The sequence below is a fragment of the Pediococcus ethanolidurans genome, from assembly GCF_001437405.1.
Lineage (GTDB): Bacteria > Bacillota > Bacilli > Lactobacillales > Lactobacillaceae > Pediococcus > Pediococcus ethanolidurans.
On the sequence record NZ_JQBY01000027.1, the window covers coordinates 1 to 24,669 of the forward strand.

The window sequence follows — 24,669 nt, forward strand, 5'->3', positions numbered from 1 at the left end:
CTTGATACCTCTTACTTTAGGATGTTTGACAGAGACCCAGAATAGCCGCTAACTCGCAGCCATCTGAATCTTTGCGTGATCTATTTTTCTACGTAAACACCCTTCCAGTTCCAAGGAACACCGGCAGTGTTATAAATGTAGCCTTTAACTTTTGTATTGATTAATTGTGGAACCACACCATTATATAATGGCGCATTTCCTTGTTGATTCATCAAAATCTTTTCAGCTTTGACCATATCTTCCCAACGTTTCTGCGTATTATTTGCATCCGCGTTGTTTGCCTTGTCAATTAACTTATCGTACTCTTTGTTGCCCCACTTACCATTGTTGAAACTGTTATCGGAAGTGAACAAACCTAAATCAGAGATTGGATCGGAAAAGTCAGCTCCCCAAAGTGTGATAACCAATTGGAATTGTCCCTTAGCTGAACGAGCCAAACGTGTTTTGTAAGGAATCGTTTGAACATTGATCTTCAAGCCCGGTAATTTTTCCAACTGTGATTGTAAGAATTCGGCAGTTTTCTTGCCGGCATCGGTATCATCAGCCATCAGGGTGTAAGTTACACTCTTTTTACCTTCTGCTTTTAATCCCTTTGCCCAAAGTTTCTTGGCTTTTGTCAGGTCATAGTTCACACCAGTACCAGTGTAAGCCTCTTTGGCAAAGTCTTCACCAGTCTTAGGATTGCTTGCTAAACCATCAGTAACGAAGCCCTTTGGTACTGTTGATCCATCTGCCAAAACATTATTAACCAGTTGTTTGCGGTTAATTGCTAACGACATTGCTTGACGAATATCTAAGTTTTGGAAAGCTTTGATCTTCTTGTAGTTGTATTCAAGATAAGCATTTCGCGCTTCACGACCTAAGAAGAAGGACTTGCTGCTCTTCATATTTGCCACTTGTGTTCCGGATAAAATAGTTTGGTCCACTTGTTTGCCTTGGAAAAGGTTCAATCCAGTTTGCGTATCTTTAACAACTTGATCGTTTAATTTGTCTAAATAAACGTGTTTTTTATCCCAGTAATTTTTATTCTTAACTAATGACCATTTATTATTGGTTCCTGTCCATCCCTGTAAGGTAAATGGACCATTGTAAACTTGATATTTACTTTGCGTTGCGTATTTGTCACCGTATTTCTCCACTACTTTTTGATTTTGAGGGAAGAAACTTGGGAAGCCCATTAACAACTTGAAGTATGGAATGGCTTTTTCGAGGGTAACCGTTAATTTATAGTTGCCATCAGCTTTAATTCCTAAGCTGCTAACTGGTTTCTTGCCAGCTTGGATCTGGTCGGCATTCTTAATACCGCTGTACAAGTATGCATATTGGGAACCAGTTTTCGGATTATTGATGCGTTGCCAAGAATAAACAAAATCTTTGGCTGTTACCTTGTCACCATTACTCCACTTCGCATTTTTACGAAGGGTAAAAGTATACGTTTTACCATCTTTGGATACTTTGGTCTTGGTGGCAATACCCGGAAGAATTTTATTGTTTTTACCCAAACGATATAAGCCTTCATTGGTATTGTTCATCACATTAAAACTAATCTGATCAGTTGCAATTGATGGATCAATTGAAGGTAATTCTGATTTTTCTGTCCAATTGACAACCTGTTTTGCAGCTAAATTACTCTTATCTACGCCATTACTACTTGATGAAGATGACTTACCGTTACCACATGCAGCTAATAACAGCAGGGGAAGTGCAACTAATAAAGTTACCGAGCCTTTTTTGAATTTCATCTACGAAACAACTCCTCTATATTTTGATTCTGATTATGAGAAACCGTCTAACCAGAATTTAATGTTAAATATAGCGTATGGTTGCATTCTTGTCAATACAAAAGTTAAACGAATATTAAAAAATGCTATAAAAGTGTGAATTTTATGAGTAATATTAAAATTATCAAAAAAAAGATTCGTAATGAACTGTTGTTTCAGTCATCACGAATCTTTAATTTTGATCTAATTACCAATTATTTGGTTACGTACATACCCTTCCAGTTCCATGGCACACCGGCTGTATTGTAAACATAACCTTTTACTTTAGTGTTGATCAGTTGTGGTGCGACACCATTGTAAAGTGGTGCATTGGCTTGTTGACTCATCAAAAGCTTTTCAGCCTTGACCATGTCTTCCCAACGCTTTTCAGTGTTGTTAGCATCACCATTATTAGCTGCATCAATCAACTTGTCGTATTCTTTGTTACCCCATTTGCCATTATTAAAACTGTTTGTTGAAGTAAACAAACCTAAATCAGAAATTGGATCGGAGAAATCAGCTCCCCAAAGCGTCACAACCAATTGGAATTGTCCCTTTGCAGAACGCGCCAAACGTGTCTTATAAGGGATGTTTTCAACGTTGATCTTCAATCCTGGTAATTTTTCGAGTTGTGTTTGTAAGAACTCAGTAGTCTTCTTACCCACATCCGTATCATCAGACATCAAATTATAAGTAACACTCTTCTTGCCTTCTTGTTTCAAACCTTTGGCCCATAACTTTTTAGCTTCTTTTAAGTTATAGGTAACACCAGTTCCGCCGTTGTAAGCTTCCTTAGCGAAATCCTCACCCGTCTTCGGATTGCTTGCCAAACCATCGGTAACGAAACCTTTTGGTGTGGTTGAACCATCTGCCAAGACTTTAGTTACTAACTGCTTACGATTAATTGCTAACGACATTGCTTGACGAATATTCAAGTTTCGGAAAGCTTTAATCTTTTTGTAGTTGTATTCAAGATAGGCATTTCGTGCTTCACGGCCTAAGAAGAAGGATTTACTGTTCTTCAAGTTAGCTACCTGTGTTCCGGAAATGGCAGTTTGATCGACTTGTTTGCCTTGGAACTGATTCAAGCCCGTCTCAGTATCCTTCACAACTTGATCATTAATCTTGGTTAAGGTCACATGTTTTTTATCCCAGTACTTTTTGTTCTTTACTAAACTCCACTTATTGTTAGTACCCGTCCATCCTTGTAAGGTAAATGGACCATTGTAAACTTGGTACTTACTCTGCGTTGCATACTTACTTCCGTACTTCTGAGCCACTTTTTGATCCTGTGGGAAGAAGCTTGGAAAGCCCATTAACAACTTAAAGTATGGGATTGCCTTATCCAATTTCACAGTCAGTTTATATTTACCAGTAGCTTTAATTCCTAAAGTTGAAACTGATTTTTTGCCCGCTTGGATTTGATCCGCATTTTTAATTCCGCTGTACAGGTATGCATATTGTGAACCTGTCTTGGGATTGTTAATTCGTTGCCACGAATAAACGAAATCTTGGGCGGTTACTGAATCACCGTTGCTCCATTTGGCATTTTTACGTAAAGTAAACTTGTAAGTCTTGCCGTCTTTTGAAACAGTGGTCTTAGTTGCCATCCCGGGTTCAATTTTATTATTCTTGCCTAATCGATATAACCCTTCATTGGTGTTATTTAAGAGGTTAAAACTAATCTCATCAGTTGCTAACGATGGATCAATTGAGGGTAACTCTGAAGATTCTGTCCAATTAACCACCTGTTTAGCTGCCAAATTGCCCTTGCTGCTCGATGCAGAACTCCCATTACCACATGCAGCCAGTAGTAACAGTGGAACGACGGCCAAAATCGTTGCTGTTTGCTTCTTAATTTTCATTACTTGTACAACTCCCTTGCCTTCTTACATTTAATTATGAGAAAGCATCTAATCATAATTTAATCTAAATGTAGTTCCGTTTAGGCGCTGTGTCAACCCAAAATTAAATAAAAATGTGAATTATATTAAAGCAGCGTAAAAAAGAAGGAATTTGCTTGACTAGCAGATCCCTTCTTTCGAAAATCAATATTCTATTTATCTCAATAATGCATTATGCTTCAATCTTTTTAGCTTCAGCAAAACGAACAATTACTCGTCCATGTAAATCGTGTAATTCTTCGCTGCGAGCCTTAGCCACCGTATCAGGATCGATATCAATCAAGATGGAGTTTTCATAAACTTTTCCAACTTGTCCGTCAAATCCAGTTGGTAACAAAGCAGTTTTTTTAACGTGTACTTTATCGCCAACATCAAAAGGCTTCTTGACTGGTTCTTCTTCATTTTTTTCCATTATTAGCATCCTTTCGTGGGTATCCTCAAAAACTTAATTTATGTTTCAAAGCTTACTCCTGTCTCAGAAAATCTTTCCAATTACTGCGCTATGTTATCACAGATTACCAACTTCGAAAATACTTTCATCACAGTGCTCCTACTATTATAAAGATTTTAACCCAAATGGTAAAGCCAGACGCTAGAATTTCTTTTGTCCATTCATTAATTTAATCGTTTTACGCCATGATAAACTATGACGTTCATTTTTATTAAGCTTCTTGTAATATAGTTGTGCTTCAGGGCCTTGACCCCACATTGCCAATGCCTTGTAGTTGCGACCATTCTTTCCTTTAACCGTAACTAATTTGAAGAAAAAGCCAAATCCCCATCGTTTATCAGAAAGTGAATAGCTGCCCTTATAGTAAGGTTTGAACACCATATACTTACCGTATGTCTTTTCCATAACGGTATGATTCAAACCAACCATTGACGTCTTTTTAACGTTCAATCCTGTTCGTTTAGTTAAGTACCATTTACCTCGCATTGCGACTGGTACGGAAGTTCGGGAAGCGGCCTGAGTTTCCGTACTATTCGTTAACATAAACATCCCCATTGCTAATCCAACAACCAATAAAAAGCGCATTACTTTTTTCATCAAAACCGCCTCCAAATGTTACATTAATATTACAATTTATTTACAAGTTCATCATATAGCTTTCTGAATTCGAATGCAATCTTTTTTTGAAAAAGTTTAAAGAAGTACAAAGATGTTTAGAAAAAGTTAACTAAAACCCTTATGCTTAAAGGTTTTATTCTAGTTAAATATGCGATACAATTAAAACATTAATCAATTTGGGAGGTGGTTCAATGACAATACTTCAATATTTACCGTTTGTAATAATTTCATTACTAGTTGCCGTCTACAACATCAAAAAAATGCGTGTAAATCCATCACCATTTTCAATTTTAGTAAGAACCACCTTCATCATCTATGTTATTAGTGTTTTTTACTTAATTTTCACGCCTGGTACTTATTCATTCAGTATGAATGCTGTTTTTCAAACCATTCATGTAGGTTACGCAAAAGTAGTTGCAATTCCCTACCGTGATTACAGTATGCAGGCCATCCTGAATGTAATCATGACCATTCCAGCTGGTGTCTATCTATATATCTTTGGTTTTAGAGATCGACCAGTTTTATTTGAGGTTTTGTTCATCGCTTTGGGCATTGCCGTATTCAATGAAGGCGGTCAGTTTGTCTTAGATCAACTTGTTCACATCAATCGAACTGTAGATATCATGGATGTCATTCATAACGGGTTAGGAGTTGTCCTTGGTTTCTATCTAATGACCCCGTTCAATTTATTTATACGCAGTGAAGAAAAAAGCCTTCAGAATGGAAAATTCTGAGGACTTTTTAAGTCTGGTATTTGAATAGAACAATATAATTATAAAAATCAGTTATGCATTAAGCTTTAACTATTCATCTAGAGAATTTTTCGCTTTAAAAATCATAAATCGCACCACATGATACGTTATCTATGAGCGTATAAAGATAGCAGCAAATAAGCCAAGACGCTTATTATCCATTGTTTCATTGGTTAATAAGCGTCTTATTTAATTGTGTTAAAAATCAATAACACATATTCAGCATTCACTTTTTAGTCTTTAATAAATCCAAGAACCTCTAATTTCCAGCATTCACATTATCACTCTCCACACTACTATTCGAAGTAGAGCTAGAAGAAACGTTCAATGCAATATTACCGGTTTTAGCATGTGCCAAACCAAGGTTAGAACGGTTAAAGTTTGTGACTCGTTGTAACTCACTCTTTGCCATAATCTCCATACTTTGACCATTAACAGTCTCACCAGTCCCCTGAAGATGGGTTTGTGAAACCGTCTTTTTTGCTCCACGATAATTTTGTGCTAACGCGGATAAATCACTAAATGTCAAATCAGTTTTCATTGAAGCTGAAATAGAATCTAAGAAGTCCTTATTTAGTAAGGCTGAAATCGAACCGGACTTGCTCATAATCGCCATGATAACTTCTCGTTGCCGTGTCTGTCGACCATAATCACCTTTAGGATCATCATAACGCATTCTTGAGTATGCCAAGGCCTTCTTTCCATTCATGTGAACAGACTGACCCTTAGTGAACTTATAACCCTCGTAACTAAAACTCAGAGTCGGTGTTAGTGTCACACCACCAACTTCATTAACAACCTTCTCCATGCCACCCATATTCATTAATGCATAGAAATCAACAGGTACATTTAACATTTCTTGCACCGTTTTGATTGATGTACCAGCACTACCAAATGCATATGCTGCATTGATCTTCGAAGGTGATTCACTCTCATAACCTGGGATTGTAACACCTGTATCACGAGGAATACTTGTAATGGTTGTTTTGTTCGTTTTTGGGTTTAACGTAACAAGCATCATTGTATCTGTTCGGCCTTTATAAGAACGACCTAGCGCTCCTGTATCGGTTCCCATAATTAAAATTGAAATTGGGCTCTTACTTTGAATCTCTGAATTGGCGTTTCGATACTTCTTGATACCCGCACTTTGGTATGTATTGTCTACTGCATGCTTCAAGTTATAATACTTACGAGCCGCATAAGCACCCACTGAAACCAAAAGAATCAAAATAATTGTCAAAATTATGTTTCTTACCGTATGTTTTTTTCGTATATGTTCATGTCTCATGAGACGCCTCCTGAAATTAACTACCGCTATTGTACGTCATTGTTCCAATGAATTCATTAAAAATGAACAATCTTAATCTCTTCTAAAAGTCAGTACAAATAATAAGTCTACCAATAATATCTTTAATTTAGTTTACGAATACTTTTTGCTGGCGTTCCAACGTACAACTCATTTGCATGCGTATTTTTCAAAACCGTCGAATTAGCTGCAATAACACACCCCTCACCAATCACAACACCAGGCATTATGGTAACGTTCATTCCAATCCAAGCTCCATTGCCAATGATAATTGGTCTTTCAATATGTTCGCCAGCACGTTGTCGACTACTGCCAATTTTATGATCTACACAAACCATTTTCACTTTTGGTCCGATAAAAACATTATCTCCAATAGTGATTTTTGCATTAGTATAATTATGACTATAAACAAATAAATCTTTATTAATAAAACTATTTTTTCCAATCGAGAAATTAAGAGTATCAACATAATCTGGTGTTCTAAAAAATGAATTAACTCCAATTTTTATTCCCAGAATTTTTGCAACAAACAGTATAAAATTATCAGGAGTTTTGTTAAAAAAGTGCCTTAAAAAAAGTAACTTGAATCTATTCAAAACTTTTCACCTCCACAATATAAATTCATTTATAGCATCACAGATTAAAAGCGTTTTTTTACCCCTTCAATAGTCTATTACTTTTAAAAATTAAGTAATAAATTGATCTTGCGGTTGTTATAAAAAATCATCAACACCAAGTTATTTGTTCTTTATAAACCTCTTTATGGTAACAATAAATGGTGCATGTAATAAAAAAGTCACCAAAAAATAAATCAATATTCCAGTAATAATTTGTAATATTAAATTAACTATTGACATATTCATAATACTATTGAAATATCTAACTATTACAAACATTAGAAATCCAGCAATTAAGTATTTCCAAAATCCGTTAAACATCTTAGCAAAATTTACTTGTTTGCGAATAAAGAACATTTGTAGCCCAGTGGAAGTTATTTCTGAAGCAATTGTTGCAAAAGTCGCCCCCACCACTCCATAAGTATAAATAAGAGGTACATTTAACACTAAATTTACAATTGCGCTGACACTAACGGCTATAGTATATTTACTAACTTGATTAGTCGGAATTAAATATTGTGTTCCTATTAATGATCCCCAGCCAATTAGAAAAATCACTACGGATTCAATTGATATTAATTTTCCAGTGATTTCAAATTCTTGTCCCATAAACCAAGGTGCAAACTTTGGAGCAATACCTGCTAAGCCAAGGGTAAGCGGGACGGCTATAAAATTTGTAAAATCTCCTGAAACATATAAATACTGTTTCATCTTTGCAAACTCCTTATTTGCAAACACATTGGCCATCCTAGGTAACATTACAGTTCCTAACGAAGTAACCAATGCCAAAACAATTTTAACTATTCTATCTGAATAATCAAAATAACCAGCACTTCTGACACCTGAAATATTTCCTAACATAGTTTTATTCAAAACTAAATAAATTTGAATAGCTATTTGTGGAATAAATAATGATATTGAAGGCCTTAAATGTATCAAAATATGAAATTTTCTAAAATTAGGTCTCACTACCTTTTTCCTCAAATAACCCCAGAGGGAAAGATTACCAAATAATGTAGATAAACTCAAAATTAGTATATATACCCCTAGGTCTGATGGATTTTTAACTAACGTAAAAATGAATAATAAGGATAAAAATTTCACTAAAAAATTTCTCATTACAGTATGTTTGAAATCTTCTAGCCCCATAAATAACCATGAGATATCTAACGCTGCCGCAATAATTTGAAACGATTGTCCCCAAAAATAAAACTTGAATTTATTGTTGAACGACAGAAACCATATGAATAGGATGTAAGCAATTGATATTGTAATTATTCTAAGAAATGTGATCTCCCAAAATGTTTGGCTTAATTTAAATTTATCATTCTTTTGGTATGCGATTTGTCTATTTCCATATGTACTAATCCCTATGCTGCCAAATAAAACAAAATATTGTATGATAGAATTTGTGTACGCGTTAATTCCTACCCCTTCACTTCCTAAAACTCTAGAAATGTACGGAGTAGTTACAAGTGGTACTAATAATACAAACAATTGATATGATGTATTGTAAACAAAATTTTTTATTACATTCATAAGGAGCTTCCTCTTCGTTATTAATTATTGATTGCAAGTTTTTTCACATATCATTTGTCGTTACTTTTTATTTACAAATATAAGTTCAGATTGACTTTAATAAATAAGTAGCATAAGCATTGAAATAGTTAAAAACACTCACAGCATATTCAATTTAATAATATATCTTACACTTACAGATGAACAGCGCATATTATTTGGATTTATTTTTTCCCACAATTAAGTATCTAAAACGTTAAAGAATTCAACATTATATAGATCATTACACTCATGTTTTTATCAAGTATTATTCTTTATTAATTATTAATCTGATATTGTTAGTACAGTTTACGTTTATAAAACAGGGTTTTAATTGCCATAAATACATATGATATTTTCTTTGTTGTTACAAGCACATGAAAACATAGATTAATTCTTGTGGCTTTTAAATTTTTTAATTCGTTATATGTCAAATGGCTCCTTTCAAAAAGATATCTTTCAACCATTACCTCTGTATAATCTTTGTTATAACTAATATTTTTACTTGAAGAAAGTGACTCTTTATTATTGTTAATTAAATATATAGAGCGCCTATCTACACCAACATTTTTAGCAAGTAATCCAATTTGCAAATTAAATAGAGAATCTTCAAACATCATTCTATTTTCATAATGCAATCTATTGTCAGAAATAAGTTTTCTTCTTATTAGTTTTGAATGTCCAATTCCAAATTGGGTTCGTAAATTCAATTCAGCATATTTTTTTTTTGCAAAAAAATCATTAACTAATTTAACATATTTTTTTCTATAATCATTTTGTTTTACAATTTCACTACTTAGTTTTGGTGGAAAATAAATCAAATCGTTTTTACTTATTGCGGAACTACTTATAATTTTTGAGAAGCCTGGCAGAAATTCATCATCTGAATCAGCAAAAAGTATCCATTCTTTACTTGCGTTGGTTAAGCCAACGTTTCTACTCAATCCAGCCCCAATATTTTGGGGATTTTCCACCCAAATCACCTGGTAATATCTTTTTTTAATCTGTTCCAATTGTTTTATATTTTTTTTACTGCAATCATCTACCACAATTACTTCATAACTTATCCCCTCTTTATATATCGATTTTAATAAATTCTCTAATCCAAAAGGATCTTCATAATGAGTAATAATTATTGAAACTTCTTTATACATCTTTAAATCCTCGAAATCATTTTTTTGATACCTATTCTTATATCTTGTATGGGAACGAATATTTTAAATTTAACCAAAATTAAACTAATAAAATATTTCCAACTAATATTTTTACTTTTACGTAAACTATAAAATTTTAACAATTGTTTTCGATTCTTAAATAATTCAGTATCATCTTTACCTCTTGTTTTACTATTTTCGTAAAAGGCTAACAGTAAAAAATACACATACATATTCCAATGCTTTTCTAGCATTCCTGGAAAATAATTTTTAAAGAAAACAGATATTTCATTTAATGAAGCTAAAATATCTGGACCAATTTTCGAATTATGTTGATTGGCAATTGAGTTATTTCTTTGTCTGTATAGATAAAAAACTGTTTCCATTTTGTATAGCGTGGTTGAAGCTGCAATTACCCTGTAACTAGTTGCCAAGTCTTCATAAAGTCTATTTCTAGGAAAAGTTATACCATTGTCAACATATATACTTTTTTTTGCAATAAAAGACCAAGAATAATTAGGAATTTTTCCTGTCAGTAGCTTATCCAGCATTTCGTTCCTGCTAATTTTAGCTTGTATTTCAACGGACTGAGCAGAAAAGTTCTTTGCATCAATTTTATAATTCTGTGGAATTGTTTTAAAACCAAATTTTAAAAAGTCCGGCTGTTTTTGATGTATAAATTTCATTATCTGGTTCAAAGAATTAGGAATTAAGACATCATCTGAATCGACAAAAAGAACGTATTCACCAACCGCCTGAAGCATCCCAGAGTTTCTTGCCTGACTTAATCCCATATTTTCCTGGCAAATTAATTTAATCTTATCATTATTACGAGCAAGTTCTTTACAAATTTTCCCAGATGAATCCGTAGATCCATCATCTACTACAATAATCTCGAAATTTTTATAATCTTGCTTTAGTACACTTTTTATGCAATCTTCGACATACTTTTCAACATTAAATACTGGAATAATAACCGAAAGTGCAATCTCGCCTTGTTTCATTAAAAAATCCTTTCATAAATCTTTGGCCTTTGATAATACTTTATTAATAATTACTTTATTTACTTTCTCATCAAATTTACGCGCAAACAATTTATTGGATGCTTCTATACTTATATAATCTTCCTGGCTTTTTAATATTTTAGGTGAATTTTTCTTTCCCCAAACAATATATCTTAAGTTACCACATTTCGGATCTGCACAATTCTTTTTAAACTTCGAATTAATTAATAAAGTTTGTACAAACATCTCATCAACTGCTTGTCCAGTTTTAAAAAGCATTTTTATAAACTCTTTTTTCTGAAAAATAAAATTTGCAAAGTCTTCTGTAATACTAAACCAATTTGATCCCTTGGCAATTTTTAATGAATTTGAAGAAATTCGGTTTACTCCAATCAATTTTTGTATTAAAACTAAGCATTTCTGTAACGCCCATAAAATTCCATGATGCTTACCAATACACTCTTGCAATAGATAAAAATACCGAATTCTCTTCATTGAACTTTCTTGATTAATTTCTTGAATTTCCACAAATTCTTCATTTTTTTCTCTTAAAAATTTATGAATTTTTTGATTTGATATAATTGGCAAATCCGATCCAGACAATAAATGAATATATTTATACTTAGTTTTATTATGAGTTGCCTTTCCCAACAAAAACAACTCGGTTCTAACCTGCGAATACCCTGCCCAGTTAACTTCTATTTCTTGAAAAAAGTGAATTTGATTTTTCTTAAAAAAAATCAAATTTTCATTTGTAGGAACCTTGGCTTTTTTGTCAAGATGTACAAAAATATCATTGCTTTCGTATAATAATGCATTGATTAGTTTGAAAAATTGTTCATCAATTTTACTTATCATTATTAAGAAAGCATGTTGATCGTCTTTCTTTTTCACTTTATTTAGCCTTCATTTTTATGAATTTCGCAATTCTTTCCGATGCTCTACCATCTTCAAAAATTCCGATTCTTGATTTGAATTTTTTAACATTTTCTTCATATTTACGCGTGTCAAATTTTTTTATTGACTTCAATAATTTTTCAAATAACGTATTATTTGAAAAAGGTAATTCTGAAAGCTTAAAATAAAATTTCCTTTCTTCACTGACATATGTCATCAAATCAGGAAAATACAAAAATACTTTTTTTTCATTCATCATTGCATCAAACATAAGCGATGAATAATCTGTAATAACTATTTCCGCTCTTATTATTAAATTTTGGACATCGTCGTAATCAGAAACACCAATAACATTTGGATTTTTTTCAATATAGCTACGTTCTTTACCTTTCACATTAGGGTGTAGTCGCAACATAACTTTCCAATTCCCACCAAATTTCTTTTCAATTTCTTCCAATAATTTTGTGAAATTTAACGAATAATCATAATCTTCAGTATTTCTGAAAGTTGGAGCGTATAATAATATTCTTGTGGAATCATGTAACATAAAATAATCATTTACATCTTTTATTACTGCAGAATTTACATTAAAAAAAGCATCAATTCGAGGAGTCCCGAACTCTAATATTCGAGCATTTTTCCCTAACCAGAAAGCACTTTTATATAATTCTGTTGTTCTTTTTGTTCCAGAAACCATATAGTCAATTGCATGACCATCTCTTATGGCTTCTTTAACATATTCGTATGGTAACGAACTTTCAGTGTCTCCTTCAATATATTTTAGACTAATGAAACCATGCCATGTCTGTAAATATATTTGACGTCGCTTTTTTGGAGGAAAATATTTCTTTCTAAAATCGTCAATCCATATCTTTGCTGTTGCTAACTCAATAAGTGACTGTAACGAATTGTACTTTACAACTCTGACAGATGGAGGATAGCACTTTTTTTTCTCTGTATTTTTAGCCAACCAAACAATATCAAAAGTTTCTCCGTACAACTCTATCAACTTATCTACTATATATTTACAATTTCCCGAATAGTCATTGCCACGGAAAGAATCCACTACAATCTTATTTTTTCTTATTGGAAATATGAAGACTGGAAAAAAATGATCAATCAAAAATACAAGTATCTTTTTCATATAAAAATCCTTTCTAAGAAATAAAACGTAATTTAAAAAATCCCCATATTGGGCTCCCCAAAATGTTAGTTACAAATGTGCCTATATTTGTTTGTGACTGAAGAACATAAATTTGAACAATAAACATCAAAAGACAATAAAAGAATAACGAGAATAATAACATATTTTTAAACAATTTTTCTTTAAGCTTTAATATTTGCACAAATAATAAAGGTATAAAAAACAAGAAAACCATATAATATCTAAACCAAGTAGTCCCTGGTCTGAAAATTAGAAAAAAGACACCACAAAAAACACCAATTAAAAGGACATTCAATTCATTAGAAAAGAACGTTGAACTTGTTTTTTCTTCTTTATTGATAATAAATAAGACCAATGTAATAGTTATCAATAATAACATCACAAATGCAGAATATTTATTAACAGACTGAATACCACTACTGTCGGCTGCCGAAAACCATTCCCCAAGCTCAGTTCCTTCACCGCCTGACAAATACGAATTAGCTTTTGAAAGGAGCGTTTCAATTAACCCAAATTTAACAATTACGTAAGTACTTATTACAAGAAAAGACAAATTAAGCGCCATAAGCTTAAAATTGATATGTAATATAGAAAATAAGAAACCAATAAAAAATCGTAACACAATAACGGGAATTACCGCTATATGTACGGAAGCCCCAATCAAGTATAATAGCAGCACATACATATTACGTTTTTTTAAATACATATCTAAAAAAATAGCGAGAGATATTATTGAAACTGCTAAAATATTTCTAATGTTATTGACTAATGTTGAAAAGGGAGCAATTGTTATGAATATTAGTACCATCTTTAACACAATGCTTCTTCGCAAATTATTAATCATGGAATACCATTTAATAATGAAAAAGCCATTACCATATACCAAAAACATAGTAAAAAATGGCAAAACTTGATCAGTGTTAAACCTTGATGAAACAAAAAACAACATATCCTGAACAATAAAAAAAGGATTACTTAAAATGATTTGCTTCCAAAAAATACTTGAAGAAAAATTTCTATAATAATCCACATAATTTGTGAAGTATCTACTTAAATCAGTTCCAACATTGGGAACAAAGTAATACCCCATTACTGCAAAGAAAAGGCTTAAAGAAATTAATGAAATTATCCTAAATTTACTTGAATCAATAAAATCAAACAAAACTATTGGCAGGCCTACGAAGGGTACTAATAAAATTATGAATGGTAATATAATAAGCATGTGTTTCAACCTACAATTCTATTTTTTGGTTTTTAACTATGTCTAACGATTTTATATACTACTGCCAACAATTTTTTTGGGAAAAATCTAGGTATAGCTCGCACAATACAATTGAACACAAACCTTGGAAACGATATGTATCCCATTTTAAAAATTTTCACTTGGAATTTCAGCTCTTTCTTCGCATACTGAATTCCACCTCTGCGACTATAAAAATTTTCATCAACACGGACCAACACCAAAGATTGGGATATGTTTTTAAAGACATATCCACCTTTTAGCATTTTTAACCATAAATAATAATCTTCAAAATACGGAACATCCTCATATCCACCAACAGATTCAACGATGTTTTTCTTAAAGGTCACACTCATATGATTCATAGGATTGCGAAACTTTGAAAGTTTCATAATTTTTGAGGAAGTTAACGGAACTCTCTTTTCAATATGACCACGATTACCTCCAAACTCTTGAACATTTGATCCAACTACACTTAATTTCCCATTATATTGAAAAACTTTCATAGTTTTTTCCATTCGATCTGGTAAATTAATATCATCACTGTCGAACCTTGCAACGTAATTGTTTGAACAATATTTTAATCCTTCGTTCAAAGACTTTCCTAATCCTTTGTTTACTTTATGATTGATTATTTTGAACGAAATATGTAATTTTTCGCATGCCCTTTGAAACTCAATTAAAACCTTTTTTAATTTTTCATTAAAGGTACCATCTTCAATTACAACCATTTCACTTGGCAATAGTTTTTGTTTAATAATGCTTTCGAGACTTATCTTAAGATTTTTAGGTTTCTCTTTAAAGTATATCGACATAAGTCCTGTATATATTAATACTTGTTCGTTCTCCAAGGCAAATTGTGACATGAAACAATATGACCTACTTTCTATCTTGCTCCGTCTCCCGTTAGCACCACTCGAACGGTGGCAAACACAATTTTTAAATCAGTAGTGAAACTTATATGTTTAATATAATATAAATCATTAATTAGCTTTTTTTGAGGATCGTCATCATAACCTCCGTGAACCTGCGCATAGCCACTCAAACCTGGTCTAACTATTAATCTTTGTTCAAAGCCCTCGACCTCTTCACTAAACTGTTGCGTAAAATTCGGCCTTTCTGGTCTTGGTCCGATCAAACTCATATCTCCCTTAATAACCGACCACAATTGTGGTAGTTCATCTATACGCGTTCTCCGCATAAAATGCCCAACTCTAGTGATTCGTGAATCGTTTTTTTTTGCCCATACTGCTCCGGATTTACTTTCAGCATCAGAATACATGGATCTTAACTTAGTTACCATAATTGTTTTTCCCATTATTCCAACTCTTTTTTGCCGATAAAAACTTTTACCAGGTGTTTCCAACTTAAGCAACATCATAAATATTAATATCAGAAGTGAACCGGGTATTAATAATAAAAAAGAAAAAATAACATCAAACATTCTTTTAACTGGTAGGTAACTATTTTGCAATGGTTGATTCAGTTTATCAACAAAATTTTCTTGTGTTATACTATTTACATTTTTTTCCAAATGTTCTTCCATGATATCGCCCCTATTAATTTAACGATTTCCAATACAACCTTAATCCAGTTTCTATATCAAATTTTGGATTATATCCCAACAGTTCGATCTTATCGATATTTGCATATGAATTTTTTATGTCACCCAAGCGTTCTGGTCGCACGATCATTTTTAATTGTGTATTTGAGATACTTTCATATGTTTTTATTACCTGTAGAAGGCTGACAAACTGCCCCGAACCGACATTAAAAACCTGTTGTGTAACTTTATTTTGCTTAGTCAGCAATATTAAGGCTTGAATTACATCTTTAATAAAAACAAAATCACGTGTTTGTTTACCATCACCGAATAATGTGAATGCCGATCGATGTTTAATTGCTTGTGAAATGAGTGATAACACTCCTGAATATGGTGATTGTGGATTTTGTCTAGGTCCATACACATTGAAAAATCTGACAGCAACGGTTGGCAATCCATACAATCTTCCATAGTCTATTACAAAACGTTCAGTAGCAAACTTATCAATTGCGTATGGTGTCAATGGATCAACCGGAGAATCTTCTTTTTTCGGTAGTTGTAAATTACTTCCGTAAATAGCGGCCGAAGACGTAAACAATATCTTTTTTACATTTAACTTATGTTTCCTTATCGTTTCTAATATAAATATATTGGCATCCTGATTAATTTTATGTGTTTCATATGGTCGTGCAACTGAATCAGCGACACTGGCAACAGCAGCTAATAAGTAAATATAATCAAACTCTTCATTTATTAATAATTTTTTCATAAATTCGTAATCAGTGATACTTTTTTGATAAAATTTAATTTGAGGAGATTTCTTTAGATTTTCTAAAATCCCCATCGAAAGATCATCAACTACTATAACTTCATCGCCATCCTCGACTAGTTCATCTGTCAAATTTGATCCAACAAAACCTGCACCACCCGTTACTAAAACTTTACTCACTATTCTTAATCCTCCAAAACTATATTCTCAAAAAAACCAAAACTTTTTATTTTTTCTATTATCTATATGATGTATCTCCCCCAAGATTACATCATCACCATTAATAATACTTTTTGCATTTTCTTTGTATATCTCAGCAAATCTATTACCCTTGCTTTTTTCAAGCTTTTCAAATGCTTGTACCATCTTGAAATTTCGACCTTCAAAATTATGGGCATCAGAAGCAAATACAAACCCCAATCCAGCATCAACAATTTGTTCGGTAAAATGTTGCACATGTTCTCCGAATACGCCAACATAGCTACTGGCCGTTAATTGGGTTAAACAACCTTGTGCCACAAACTCATAAAGCTTACTTGGATCTTGCATAAAACCTTGATTTCGTTCAGGATGAACTAGTACTGGTGTTATTCCGCGAGCTTGTAAGGAAAACAGCATTTTATCAGTGTACTCCGGTACTTCGTTATGTGGCAACTCAAGTATCAAATAACGGTTACTCTCATCCGCAAACAAAATGTCATCACGCTCAATCGCCTGCATCAGCTCTCCCGTAATATGCACCTCTTGACCAGGAAAAACAGTTAAACGAATTTGATTTCGATCAAGTTCTTCTTGAAACTCTGTCGTTTTCGCAATGACATCCGCCTTATGGTTTAAGTAATCGCCATCCATATGATGAGGTGTCAACAACATGTGCGTAATTCCTTGTTCAACTGCAACTTTTGCCAATCCTAGTGACGTTTCCATATTTGGAGAACCATCATCTACTCCAGGAAGAATATGACAATGTAAATCAATCATCTTTATCATCTACTCCGTAATAACCACCATAATCGCCACCGTAATAACCACCATAGTATCCTGGTGACTTATCAGCTTTAAAGCGATTCATGATTGTTCCCAATAGTTTGGCATGGACTGTTTTTAATTGATCCACAGCATGCGTAACACTACCCTTTTCAGCTATCCCTTGAGGGACAACCAAAACAACACCATCTGCCTTATTAGCCAATAATTGCGCATCAGTTACCGTATTAATTGGTGGTGCATCAATAATGATCATATCAAATTCAGTTTGTAGTCGTTCTAACAGATTATTAATTCGATGTGAATTCAATATTTCTGCTGGGTTTGGTGGAACAGGTCCACTTGAAATCACACTAAGATTAGGTACATCTGTAGTTTGAATAATTTCTTCATATACTGCATTGTTTGTCAAATAACTAGATAAACCAGCCGCATTCAATACATGGAAAGTTCGATGAGCTGTCGGCCGTCTAAGATCGGCATCAATAATAACAACCTTTTGCTTTTGTTTGGCCCAAACTACAGCCAGGTTAGAACTAACTGTTGATTTACCTTCGGAAGGTTCCGAAGAAGTAATCACAATCGATTGTAACCGTTTGTCCACAGAAGAGAACTGAATATTGGTACGAATTGTTCGGAATTGTTCAGCCACAACTGAACTTGGGTCGGTCACTGTAATTAATCCGACTCCCCGTTTTAGACTTTCATTATCTAATTTACGTTTTTTTCTAAATAATGGCATTTTTTCACCTAAACCCTTCGTCGCATCTTATTTGTTCGCTCAGATCCGGCTGCTTGATCCCGAACTTGACGATCTATATCTTTTTGGCTAATTTCATTAACAATACCCAAGCTAGTTAACCCCAGATCATCGATTAAGAAACTTTCATCAGTAACGGTCTTATCGTTAAATTCGCTTAAAAAGGCTAAACCAATTCCCAAAATCAAACCCAATACAATACCTGCCAATAAATTCAATTTAATACGTGGAGATACTGGTTGATTATTTGTGACCGCTTTTGAAACAATCGTCACATTATTAATACTCATCATTTTGACAATACGTTTTTTAAAAATTGTAGCTGTTTTGTTTGCAACCGAAGCTGCAGTGTTTGGATTCGAGGAAGTAACATTTATTGTAAAAACTTGTGAGTTAGTTTCCGTAGCGACACTTACACTACTATCTGCTGACCCTGGTAAATTCTGTGTTTGCTTCTTCACTGTTGTTTGAACAACTGGGCTCGTAATAATATCTTTATATGTACTAATCATGGCAATATCAGCCTGAGTAGTCTGCAGCTGTGCTCCGGCCATACTAGCATCCAGTTTTCGATTAACTAAGATCTGAGTTCCCGCACTATATTTGGGTGTCATCACAAAGAAAGTCACCACTGCTGCTAATGCTGTAATGATAACTGTAGTTCCTAATATTAATTTAACGTGTTTACGTAGTGTCAATAAAATTTCACTAAAAGTCACTACATTACTACCTGTTTGATCCATAACTTCCTCCAACCTGTCTATTCAAACGCCTTATTATAAATAATTGGTGCCGTCTGGGTATTCTTAATTCCTGTTGGTACATAATTGGTTAACAAGAAAACACCGTTCTGCTTTTTGGTGTCAATTTGAATGCTGTCTTGATAACCGCCTAATTGTCCATGCACGGTAAACCCGGTATCACTCGGATAAACGCCACCGGAGAATTTTGAGTTATCAGTTTGTGTTAACTCTTTTACATTAGTTTTACTAATCAACTTACCACTTAATATATAGAAGTAACTGGTGGTCAGGTCCTTAACACTCATATACATCTGATACGGGCCAAGTTTCGTACTCTGTAGTTTAGTCATACCCGTTGTAGCCATTTTACCACCCGAATAACTATCTTCATAGGAGGTAGCCAGTTTACTACGTTGTGATTCATTTAAGGCAAAGCCACTATGTTTCAAATTTAGCCTATCCAACAAATGGGTTTTAACAAACTCTCTATATGGTTGACCACTAGCTTTTTGAATGATCCCAGCTAACAGCACATAATTGACAGATTGATAATCGTAACTTCCGGTTACCCTACTGCTGACAACATGTTGCTCATTCCATGAAAGTAAGGTTGGAAAACTTTCAGTCGCTTTAGCATCAGTAATTGTACTTAATCCAGAAGTCATATTCAGTAATTGGTCTACCGTAATATGTTTAGCGTGGTCTATTTTCGGATAATACTTACTTATTTTGTCGCTTAAGCTAAGTTTGCCATGCTCTTTCAAATACATCACTGATGCAGCTGTGATCAAGTCTTGTGCAGATCCAATTTGATACATCGTGGTTTCAGTGTTCTTAGCACCGCTTGGATACTTACTTTGCCCTCGCGATGTCACATAGCTTAATTTACCATTTCGAACAATCGCTGCAGAGCCAACCAAATTATTAGCTTTCAAAGCTGAATCAACCTTCTTGGCATTCGTATCGGTTTTGGCAGCTACCGGAACTGTATAAACAGCCTCAGTCAATTTATCATTTTTCAGATTATTACTTACAGATTTCTCAAAAAATCTTTCGTAATAACGATGTGCCATGCTATTTGTCTTGTACTTGGCCAATACAAAACACCCAACACTGAAAATTAATAGCACTGCAATAACTGAAAAAAACCAGAGTAAAAATTTTTTCATATAGATTGTCTCCGCTTTTAAATTTTACCACATTCAAGTTATACATTATCATTTTATTAGCATGCATGCAATGCCTATTTTATTCGTTTTCTAGTAATAAAGAAAAAGAAATCGTTATTTATATTTACCCGCAAACGATTTCCCGAAAAATATATTATTTTACTTTTTATACAAGTTTACCAACTTCTTGCATTCGGTACGCTGGATGGAAGACTGGGCCAAGGAACTTATTCAAATCAAAGCCATTTTGAATAGCGGCTGTATCGAACTTCTTTGCCAAATGAACCGCATCCGCGACACTCAAGCCATTGGCGAGGCCACCAACAACAGCGGCTGCAAATGTGCAACCAGCACCAGCATTGCGATCAGTGGCCTGTTTTTTAGAGGATAAGGTTTCAAATGTCTTACCATCGTAAAAGACATCCACAGCCTCAGCACTATCTAAGCCTTTGCCACCCTTAACCACGACATTTTTCGCACCGAGTTCATGAATTTTCTTAGCAGCCTGTTTCATTTCATCTAAATCATGCAATGTACCCATTCTAGATAAGACCCCGGCTTCAAACAAATTAGGGGTAGCTACATCTGCAAGTGGCATCAATAAATCACGAATTGCATTAGCTGCGTCTGGATTCAAGACATCAGTCTCGCCTTTACAAATCATCACGGGATCAATCACCACATTTTTTAAGTGATGATCCTTAATTGTATGGTAGGCAATTTCAACCGTTTCTTGATCGCCAAGCATCCCTGTCTTCATGGCATCTGGGTTGCCACCACTAAAGACAGTTGCCAGCTGATCCTTTAAAAGCTGTGGATCAACTTGATTGACGTGATGACTCCAGTCCTTAGGATCCATCGTCACAATACAAGTCAAAGCCACCATTCCATAGGTACCAAACTCTTCAAACGTCTTTAAATCTGCTTGCATCCCACCAGCGGCACTTGTATCACTGCCGGCAATTGTTAAAGTTTTTAATGGTGTTGTCATTTCTCTTACTTCCTATCATTCATAACGTTCAATATTTTTGTGTCGCATTCCCTTTTTCTTGGAATGCTTTTTACGATTAATTTTTTTCTTGGGCTTACCACCAACAAACGCTGCCTTTACTGGCTTGGACTTTCCTGTTGGTTTCGTGGTTGGTTTTTCCGTCGTAGTCGCTGCTACCTTATTAGCACTAGTTTCGACTTCTTTTGTTTCAGCAACCTCTTCAGTATTGACGGTAACTTCTGGTGCTTCATCGTCAGTTAATACTTCTCTTTGATCCGTTAACTTTCCGTGCAATAAAAACAATGGTTTGAAGGTGACTTCAGGGACTAGTTTACGTAAATCACGTAAATCGTGATCATCTCCCATATTCACAACCATTCCGGTGTTGCCCATTCGACCAGTTCTCCCGGTGCGATGCGTATATGCCGTCGCATCTTGCGGTAAATCGAAGTTAACTACGGCTGGTAAGTCGGCAATGTCCAATCCTCTTGCGGCCATTTCTGTGGTTAACAATAGTTTTGCATCACCCTTACGGAAAAGTCGCATTGCGGTGGCACGTTCCGTTTGCACCTGATGGCCCGCCAACTTCACACTGGAAACATGCTGGTGTTTTAATTCGGCAGCAACGTGTTCCAAAGTCGACACATGATTAAAGAACACCAAAGCTTGAAAATGTTTTAATTTAGCCAACCGGCGTAAATAGGTCACCTTTTTACTGGCAGCCACGCGGACCAGTCCATGAATCACTTCACCCTGTGTGTTATCTGTTTTACGGACGTCAAATTGTTCAACATCCACCCCAAAGGTTTCCGAAAGCTTTTCTGCGGTATTGGCTTGCGTTGCCGAGAAGAAGGCCAATTGGACATCCACTGGTGCACTCATCACGATTTCACGCACCTCATCCAACGTTTCGCCATTTAGTAATTCGTCGGCTTCATCCACCACAATGGTTTGCACATCTTTGAGTTTCAGACGACTTTCATGGATCAGTGACAGCATGCGCCCTGGCGTACCCACGACAACCTCAGGATGTTTCTTCAAACGTTCAATCTGCCGTTGCATATTTGCACCGCCGGTTAGTGAAGTAGCTTTGATGTGATTAACGGCTCCCCACTGACGAAAAACGTCCGTTGTTTGGACAGCTAGTTCCTGTGAAGGGGATAATACCAAAATTTGGGTGTTACCACCAGGAACCGTTTTTTCAAGTAATGGTATGGCAAACGCGAGCGTTTTACCAGATCCGGTTGGTGCCAGCCCAATTAATGAGCGATCTTCTTTTAATGGTTCATAAACAGCGGTTTGAATCGCTGTTTGGGTTTTAAAACCCTGTTGTTGAAAAAATTGTTCAAATTGCTTATCCATTTTTTATCCTTATCTGTTTACTTTTTATCATCCGGGAAAACGATTTTACCGGATTGACGTAAATTATACAATAGTTTGGCCACATTTTGACTTAAATCAAGCCATTTCCAATAATCTCGATCATTCTTTTCATTTTGCGGATCATTAATCACCCTGGCAAAGTCCGCAGCTTCACTAATCATCGGATTATCTGCCGGCTTTTCACTAATCAATGTTTCGTGACCCTCAGCATCATGGTAACTAACCGTTTCTAAATCAGCAGGATTACTCATCACAATTGTATCCTTCAGTCCATAAATTTCGGAAGGCAGATATGAATTACTGGTTTTCCCGATATTTAACGTGATGTCAAATTCTGGGTAACGCAGGATCGCCACGCCCTTGCCATCAACACGGGTCGGCGCAAGAGTTGGGTAATAAGCCACATCATCAGGCATGCCAAACCAGCCCACCGCATCATAGGCAACATACACCCCAAGATCTTGTAAGGCGCCTCCCGCAAATTTAAGAGTAAACACGTTCGGTTCTTGACCGGCTAACACAGCATCATAACGACTAGAATATTTCATGTAAGTTAACGTCGCACCTTGAATGCGACCTAATTTACTAATTTGGTTTTTAATGATTTTAAAATTCGGTTGATGAATTTGTCGGGCTGCCTCAAACAAGCGTGATTGTGGATGCTGTTCCAGTGTTTCACGCAAAATTTCCATTTGTTTGATATTAGCCACGATTGGTTTTTCAACAATCACGGCTTTGTCATTTTTAATTCCCAGCATTGCTTGTTCAAAATGTAAACTATTTGGAGACGCAATGTACACCGCATCAAGCGCATCGTTGGCAAAGAACTCATCTAAATTGTCAGAAAAAATAGTGGCACCATTAGGTTTCCCAAAATCTTTTGCTTTTTCAACTGTTCGTGAATACACAGCGGTTAATTTATATTCTCCGGTCGCGTGCGCCGCATCAATAAATTGTTGTGTGATCCAGTTAGTTCCAATAATTCCCAGTTTAATCATAGTCTACCCTCCAATTTTTATTTCTTCGTTTCCTATTTTATCAGTGTTTTCAGGGTAAGTATATTTAAAAGGGAGGCACTTCCTAAAAATCGTTAAAATTTAATTAAATTGACATGTTTTTACCCTTTATAAATGCTATTCTTAGGGTAGAAAAATTTACTGAAAGGATTTGAGGATGGTGAAACTTAAAAGCATTGGTTTGTTCGCAGTTTCGTTTCTAACGGGAATTATGACATCAAGAAAGCTCCGAGAAAATGATAAGCCTGAACAACCTGAGAATCCCTTATTTTTTGTGGGCACATGGAATTATCGGACAAATGATTCGAATCGTATTCACACAGTTGAAATTCGACCCAACTTTGATTTATTGCTCGATGACCACTTAATTAAAGCAAAAGTTGAGAATTGGGATAAGTACACCATCAGCTTTCTTGACAGTTACGGCTACCATATCCGAATCAAAGCAAACGATGATCGGCCAGTTTCCATTTACGACGAAACAGAGAATGCCACCTACCCTATTTTGAGAGGCAGTTACAAGGTCACAAAGTAAGCCTATGAATTTATCGACCTTAACTAAAGGTTGAAGGTATCAAAATTACTTCAATAGCTACTGTTAAACGACTTAACCTAAAAAGTAGGCTAACTGCCGTCCTGCGGCTCACTTGGTCTGGAACGGGGTGGGCACGATTTGAAGCCAAGAGGTACACTTGTCTTCAAACTCGGCCTTATCCTAAGCAATGAATTGCTAAGGATAGTTTCACCCCTGAGACCAATCGCCTCCGGACTAAGAACGTTTGACACTTCAATAATGCTCACAACACTGATATCATAACTTTTATATCGATGTGTAGATCGCAAGGGTTAGATTTAGTCTGGAAGCAAATGGGCTCAGTAGTGA

General features: G+C 34.8%; 24 protein-coding genes. 2 read left to right on the forward strand and 22 right to left on the reverse strand.

Translation table 11 applies throughout. From position 1 onward, the window contains the following. Positions 1–80: 80 nt before the first annotated feature. From IV87_RS09435 to IV87_RS09450, 4 genes are all read right to left on the reverse strand, one after another. Positions 81–1,742, reverse strand: coding sequence for a peptide ABC transporter substrate-binding protein (locus tag IV87_RS09435; RefSeq protein ID WP_057807677.1), 1,662 nt, complete (start codon positions 1,740–1,742; stop codon positions 81–83). 233 nt (positions 1,743–1,975) lie between these two features. Beyond that, positions 1,976–3,625: a peptide ABC transporter substrate-binding protein gene (locus IV87_RS09440; RefSeq protein ID WP_057807678.1), complete on the reverse strand. Its 1,650-nt coding sequence runs from the start codon at positions 3,623–3,625 to the stop codon at positions 1,976–1,978. Positions 3,626–3,836: 211 nt separating this feature from the next. Beyond that, positions 3,837–4,076, reverse strand: a complete 240-nt coding sequence (locus IV87_RS09445) for a hypothetical protein (RefSeq protein ID WP_057784947.1) — start codon at positions 4,074–4,076, stop codon at positions 3,837–3,839. Positions 4,077–4,256: 180 nt separating this feature from the next. Further along, positions 4,257–4,712, reverse strand: coding sequence for a DUF2715 domain-containing protein (locus IV87_RS09450; RefSeq protein WP_057807680.1), 456 nt, complete (start codon positions 4,710–4,712; stop codon positions 4,257–4,259). A 212-nt stretch (positions 4,713–4,924) separates the two neighbouring features. Between IV87_RS09450 and IV87_RS09455 the strand changes: the two genes are divergently transcribed. Further along, positions 4,925–5,467: a VanZ family protein gene (locus IV87_RS09455; RefSeq protein WP_057807682.1), complete on the forward strand. Its 543-nt coding sequence runs from the start codon at positions 4,925–4,927 to the stop codon at positions 5,465–5,467. Positions 5,468–5,744: 277 nt separating this feature from the next. Here IV87_RS09455 and IV87_RS09460 read toward each other — a convergent pair whose 3' ends face one another. From IV87_RS09460 to IV87_RS09545, 18 genes are all read right to left on the reverse strand, one after another. Continuing rightward, on the reverse strand, positions 5,745–6,773 hold the full coding sequence (locus IV87_RS09460; protein WP_057807684.1) for an LCP family protein: 1,029 nt from the start codon (positions 6,771–6,773) through the stop codon (positions 5,745–5,747). 122 nt (positions 6,774–6,895) lie between these two features. Then, positions 6,896–7,387: an acyltransferase gene (locus IV87_RS11250; protein WP_057807686.1), complete on the reverse strand. Its 492-nt coding sequence runs from the start codon at positions 7,385–7,387 to the stop codon at positions 6,896–6,898. Positions 7,388–7,528: 141 nt separating this feature from the next. Next, positions 7,529–8,947 carry a flippase gene (locus IV87_RS09470; RefSeq protein WP_057807688.1) on the reverse strand — a complete coding sequence of 473 codons (1,419 nt, stop codon included), beginning with the start codon at positions 8,945–8,947 and terminating at the stop codon, positions 7,529–7,531. Positions 8,948–9,264: 317 nt separating this feature from the next. Further along, complete coding sequence (locus IV87_RS09475) at positions 9,265–10,119, reverse strand: glycosyltransferase family 2 protein (protein WP_057807690.1); 855 nt, start codon at positions 10,117–10,119, stop codon at positions 9,265–9,267. Between the two features lie 2 nt (positions 10,120–10,121). Then, positions 10,122–11,123, reverse strand: coding sequence for a glycosyltransferase family 2 protein (locus IV87_RS09480; RefSeq protein ID WP_057807692.1), 1,002 nt, complete (start codon positions 11,121–11,123; stop codon positions 10,122–10,124). 12 nt (positions 11,124–11,135) lie between these two features. Beyond that, positions 11,136–12,017, reverse strand: a complete 882-nt coding sequence (locus tag IV87_RS09485; protein WP_057807694.1) for a beta-1,6-N-acetylglucosaminyltransferase — start codon at positions 12,015–12,017, stop codon at positions 11,136–11,138. Between the two features lies 1 nt (position 12,018). Further along, positions 12,019–13,164, reverse strand: coding sequence for a CDP-glycerol glycerophosphotransferase family protein (locus IV87_RS09490; protein ID WP_057807696.1), 1,146 nt, complete (start codon positions 13,162–13,164; stop codon positions 12,019–12,021). Positions 13,165–13,177: 13 nt separating this feature from the next. Continuing rightward, positions 13,178–14,407 (reverse strand): EpsG family protein, encoded by a 1,230-nt coding sequence (locus tag IV87_RS09495; protein WP_057807698.1) that lies wholly within the window; start codon positions 14,405–14,407, stop codon positions 13,178–13,180. Between the two features lie 32 nt (positions 14,408–14,439). Beyond that, entirely contained in the window at positions 14,440–15,291 is an 852-nt protein-coding gene (locus IV87_RS09500) for a glycosyltransferase (protein WP_057807700.1), read from the reverse strand. 20 nt (positions 15,292–15,311) lie between these two features. After that, complete coding sequence (locus IV87_RS09505) at positions 15,312–15,971, reverse strand: sugar transferase (RefSeq protein WP_057807702.1); 660 nt, start codon at positions 15,969–15,971, stop codon at positions 15,312–15,314. Positions 15,972–15,984: 13 nt separating this feature from the next. Next, positions 15,985–16,917, reverse strand: a complete 933-nt coding sequence (locus IV87_RS09510; protein ID WP_057807704.1) for an NAD-dependent epimerase/dehydratase family protein — start codon at positions 16,915–16,917, stop codon at positions 15,985–15,987. Between the two features lie 27 nt (positions 16,918–16,944). After that, positions 16,945–17,724: a tyrosine-protein phosphatase gene (locus tag IV87_RS09515; RefSeq protein WP_057807719.1), complete on the reverse strand. Its 780-nt coding sequence runs from the start codon at positions 17,722–17,724 to the stop codon at positions 16,945–16,947. Then, on the reverse strand, positions 17,711–18,466 hold the full coding sequence (locus IV87_RS09520) for a CpsD/CapB family tyrosine-protein kinase (RefSeq protein ID WP_057807705.1): 756 nt from the start codon (positions 18,464–18,466) through the stop codon (positions 17,711–17,713). Before IV87_RS09520 ends, IV87_RS09515 begins: the two co-directional genes overlap by 14 nt. Before the next feature lie 8 nt (positions 18,467–18,474). Next, entirely contained in the window at positions 18,475–19,227 is a 753-nt protein-coding gene (locus IV87_RS09525; RefSeq protein WP_057807707.1) for a YveK family protein, read from the reverse strand. 17 nt (positions 19,228–19,244) lie between these two features. Then, complete coding sequence (locus tag IV87_RS09530; RefSeq protein ID WP_057807709.1) at positions 19,245–20,396, reverse strand: serine hydrolase domain-containing protein; 1,152 nt, start codon at positions 20,394–20,396, stop codon at positions 19,245–19,247. A 166-nt stretch (positions 20,397–20,562) separates the two neighbouring features. Then, positions 20,563–21,387, reverse strand: a complete 825-nt coding sequence (thiD, locus tag IV87_RS09535) for a bifunctional hydroxymethylpyrimidine kinase/phosphomethylpyrimidine kinase (RefSeq protein ID WP_057807711.1) — start codon at positions 21,385–21,387, stop codon at positions 20,563–20,565. Between the two features lie 15 nt (positions 21,388–21,402). Further along, positions 21,403–22,749 carry a DEAD/DEAH box helicase gene (locus tag IV87_RS09540; RefSeq protein ID WP_057807713.1) on the reverse strand — a complete coding sequence of 449 codons (1,347 nt, stop codon included), beginning with the start codon at positions 22,747–22,749 and terminating at the stop codon, positions 21,403–21,405. A 17-nt stretch (positions 22,750–22,766) separates the two neighbouring features. Continuing rightward, positions 22,767–23,768, reverse strand: coding sequence for a Gfo/Idh/MocA family protein (locus IV87_RS09545; protein WP_057807715.1), 1,002 nt, complete (start codon positions 23,766–23,768; stop codon positions 22,767–22,769). Positions 23,769–23,943: 175 nt separating this feature from the next. On the opposite strand from IV87_RS09545, the gene IV87_RS09550 reads away from it, so the two are divergent. After that, positions 23,944–24,321, forward strand: coding sequence for a DUF4828 domain-containing protein (locus tag IV87_RS09550; protein ID WP_057807717.1), 378 nt, complete (start codon positions 23,944–23,946; stop codon positions 24,319–24,321). Positions 24,322–24,669: the final 348 nt, after the last annotated feature.

Bases quoted from the DNA above. Each gene is read 5' to 3' on its own strand.
- IV87_RS09435 (WP_057807677.1), bottom strand. From the start codon at position 1,742: ATGAAATTCAAAAAAGGCTCGGTAACTTTATTAGTTGCACTTCCCCTG.
- IV87_RS09440 (WP_057807678.1), bottom strand. From the start codon at position 3,625: ATGAAAATTAAGAAGCAAACAGCAACGATTTTGGCCGTCGTTCCACTG.
- IV87_RS09445 (WP_057784947.1), bottom strand. From the start codon at position 4,076: ATGGAAAAAAATGAAGAAGAACCAGTCAAGAAGCCTTTTGATGTTGGC.
- IV87_RS09450 (WP_057807680.1), bottom strand. From the start codon at position 4,712: ATGAAAAAAGTAATGCGCTTTTTATTGGTTGTTGGATTAGCAATGGGG.
- IV87_RS09455 (WP_057807682.1), top strand. From the start codon at position 4,925: ATGACAATACTTCAATATTTACCGTTTGTAATAATTTCATTACTAGTT.
- IV87_RS09460 (WP_057807684.1), bottom strand. From the start codon at position 6,773: ATGAGACATGAACATATACGAAAAAAACATACGGTAAGAAACATAATT.
- IV87_RS09470 (WP_057807688.1), bottom strand. From the start codon at position 8,947: ATGAATGTAATAAAAAATTTTGTTTACAATACATCATATCAATTGTTT.
- IV87_RS09475 (WP_057807690.1), bottom strand. From the start codon at position 10,119: ATGTATAAAGAAGTTTCAATAATTATTACTCATTATGAAGATCCTTTT.
- IV87_RS09480 (WP_057807692.1), bottom strand. From the start codon at position 11,123: ATGAAACAAGGCGAGATTGCACTTTCGGTTATTATTCCAGTATTTAAT.
- IV87_RS09490 (WP_057807696.1), bottom strand. From the start codon at position 13,164: ATGAAAAAGATACTTGTATTTTTGATTGATCATTTTTTTCCAGTCTTC.
- IV87_RS09495 (WP_057807698.1), bottom strand. From the start codon at position 14,407: ATGCTTATTATATTACCATTCATAATTTTATTAGTACCCTTCGTAGGC.
- IV87_RS09500 (WP_057807700.1), bottom strand. From the start codon at position 15,291: ATGTCACAATTTGCCTTGGAGAACGAACAAGTATTAATATATACAGGA.
- IV87_RS09505 (WP_057807702.1), bottom strand. From the start codon at position 15,971: ATGGAAGAACATTTGGAAAAAAATGTAAATAGTATAACACAAGAAAAT.
- IV87_RS09520 (WP_057807705.1), bottom strand. From the start codon at position 18,466: ATGCCATTATTTAGAAAAAAACGTAAATTAGATAATGAAAGTCTAAAA.
- IV87_RS09525 (WP_057807707.1), bottom strand. From the start codon at position 19,227: ATGGATCAAACAGGTAGTAATGTAGTGACTTTTAGTGAAATTTTATTG.
- IV87_RS09530 (WP_057807709.1), bottom strand. From the start codon at position 20,396: ATGAAAAAATTTTTACTCTGGTTTTTTTCAGTTATTGCAGTGCTATTA.
- thiD (WP_057807711.1), bottom strand. From the start codon at position 21,387: ATGACAACACCATTAAAAACTTTAACAATTGCCGGCAGTGATACAAGT.
- IV87_RS09540 (WP_057807713.1), bottom strand. From the start codon at position 22,749: ATGGATAAGCAATTTGAACAATTTTTTCAACAACAGGGTTTTAAAACC.
- IV87_RS09545 (WP_057807715.1), bottom strand. From the start codon at position 23,768: ATGATTAAACTGGGAATTATTGGAACTAACTGGATCACACAACAATTT.
- IV87_RS09550 (WP_057807717.1), top strand. From the start codon at position 23,944: ATGGTGAAACTTAAAAGCATTGGTTTGTTCGCAGTTTCGTTTCTAACG.